This is a genomic window from Streptomyces sp. SDr-06 (assembly GCF_003324565.1).
Lineage (GTDB): Bacteria > Actinomycetota > Actinomycetes > Streptomycetales > Streptomycetaceae > Streptomyces.
Window position 1 is genome coordinate 1 of the sequence record NZ_QOLA01000062.1, and the last position, 2470, is coordinate 2470.

The 2470-nt window shown below is 70.4% G+C and carries 2 protein-coding genes; both read right to left on the reverse strand.

The features are described 5' to 3' along the window. Positions 1–1383 (reverse strand): molybdopterin-dependent oxidoreductase (locus tag DT019_RS38940; RefSeq protein WP_114041726.1); only part of this gene is annotated, 1383 nt, incomplete at its 3' end. Positions 1384–1718: 335 nt separating this feature from the next. After that, complete coding sequence (locus DT019_RS38945) at positions 1719–1997, reverse strand: chaplin (protein ID WP_114041727.1); 279 nt, start codon at positions 1995–1997, stop codon at positions 1719–1721. Positions 1998–2470: the final 473 nt, after the last annotated feature.

A 2470-nucleotide genomic window follows, 5' to 3' on the forward strand; every position in this document is an offset into this window, starting at 1 on the left:
GACCTCGACCCGGTCGATGCCTCGGTGCTGCGCCCAGGCGACCCCGGCGATCATCACCGTGCCCGCCTTGGGCCGGGCGAACGGTTTCGGGGTGTCGATCCGGGACTCCGTCTTGATCGGCGCCTTCTTCGCCCAGGAGCGCTTGACCCAGTACGCGTCGTAGGCGTCGAACGTGGTCAGTTCCAGGTCCTGGAGCCACTTGCACGCCGAGACATAGCCGTACAGGCCCGGGACCACCATGCGGACCGGGAAACCGTGCACGAACGGGAGGGGTTCACCGTTCATGCCAAGGGCGAGCATCGCGTCGCGGCCGTCCATGATGTCCTCGACCGGGCTGCCGATCGTCATGCCGTCCACCGACCGCGCCACCAGCTGGTCGGCCGGGCCGCCCCTCGACGGCGGCCGCACCCCGGCCTCCTTCAGCAGGTCGGCGAGCGGCACCCCGATCCAGCGGGCGTTGCCGACGTAGGGACCGCCGACTTCGTTGGACACACACGTGAGCGTGATGTCCCGCTCGATCAGTTGGCGCCCCAGCAGGTCCTGGAAGGTGACGGTGAGTGGGCGGGCGATGCCCTTGCCGTGGATCTTCATCCGCCAGGTCGTCGCGTCGACCTTGGGGATGACCAGGGCGGTGTCGACGCGGTAGAAGTCGCCGTTGGGGGTGACGAACGGGCTGATGCCCGGGGTATGCAGGACCGCAGCGGCGGGAATCGGCTGAGCTGCCGAGGCGGGCCGGGGCAGCACCACCTTGGCCCGGGAAGCGACGGCGCCCTGGCCGTGGGAGCCGTTCAGGGAACGTCCCAGCAGTCCGGCACCGGCGGAAGCGGCGGCCGCGGCGCTGGCCGCGATCACAAACCCGCGCCGGTCCCAGCCACCAGGCGGTGCCGACGCCTCTCCTTGAGGCGCCACGCCGGTCCCGGCCGCGTCCCGGCCTGGTGCGGTGAGGCGGCCGATGAGCAGGTACAGCAGTCCTGCTCCGGCGAGAGCGCCGATCACGGAGGGCAGCGCGTCCGCGGCGCTCGTCGAGTCCGGGCGGCTGATCGCCGCCAGCGCTCCGACCACACCGAACAGCAGGACTCCGGCGGCCCCGGTGCGGCGAAAACGCAGCGCGAGGACGCCGAGGACGAGGGCGAGCAGGGCCAGGACGGTGAGGATGCCGAGTTGGAGGAAGAGTTTGTCGTTGGTGCCGAAGTGCCGGATCGCCCAGTCCTTCAGGGCCGCGGGTGTGCGGTCGATGGCTGCGCCGCCCACGGCGATCACCGGACCGGATTCCGGGCGGACCGCGGCGGAGACCAGCTCGGCCACGGACAGCGCGGCGAACCCGGCCAGCAGTCCGGACAGCGCTGCGAGCGGAAGGCGGATCCCCCTGCTCAGAAGTTTCATCACGGCTCCTATTCGGAGCCGATGGGCAGCGGGATTGGCCGATCATTCCAACGAGTCAGACCACGCGTATGGCTGACGGGGCGTGAGGGGCTCCCCCGGCAGGTGAACGGCTGTGTGCCGCAGCCGCATCGGCGTATGACGGCAATGGGTACGCGCCCACGCTCAGCCCGCTCTCTCCGGGGCTCCGCCAGGCTCGCCGCGCACTTCACCGAGTTGGACGTAGCCCGCGCCGACGGGATGCTGTGCTCATCCGGCGCCGGCGCGGACCGTTTCTGTCGCCTTCCCCAAGGCAGGCTCTCGCTTCAGGACGCGAGAGCCCTGGCGCTCACGGCGCTTTAGCGCTGCCGATCCTCCTCAGGCATCGGTCGGTGGATGCCGCGGTGGTCCCAGCCCATCTGCTCACGACCGCCGTTGAAACAACGGTTGCCGAACCCCGGGTTGAGGATGCCGATCACGCTGACGGTGTTCCCGCACACGTTGACGGGAACATGGACCGGAATCTGGATCACGTTGCCGGACAGCACCCCGGGCGAGCCCACCGCCGCACCCTGCGCACGGGCGTCGGCGAACGCTGCCGGCGCTCCCGCGAGCGCCGCGGCACCCATCGCGAGCATCACGGTCACGCTCTTCCATGCCTGCTTCTTCCGTACTCCTTGCTGTGGTGTCAGGTCCCCGTTCCGCCAGCGAGGCGGCAGGGACGGCCGTCCTGACCGGAACGGCCGCACGAGCGGTTCGGCACGCGCCGCGGACCGGCTTGGAGCACGGCGCCCTTTCCACTCGATCGGCCGACACGACGCGCCGCAGCCCTCAACCCGCCCAGAGGCAGACTTTCGAGGCCAGGGCCGGAACTCTCAGCGCGCAGCAATCCGACGGCCCGCTGGCTCCGAATCACCTGCACAACCACGAACTTCCGGGAGGATCGCCGGGTGAAAGAGAGCGTGCACATCGGTGGAGTTCGTGAGGTCGGCCCCGACCTGCCCGAGCTTCTGGGCAGGACCGCGCGCGGCGACGAGGAGGCGTTCTCCGCGGTGTACGACGCGGTCATCGGCCCTGTCTTCGGGCTGGTGCGCAGCGTGCTGCGTGACCC

What these genes read in the sequence shown, in the direction of transcription:
- DT019_RS38945 (WP_114041727.1), bottom strand. Translation starts at nt 1,997, where the DNA reads ATGCTCGCGATGGGTGCCGCGGCGCTCGCGGGAGCGCCGGCAGCGTTC.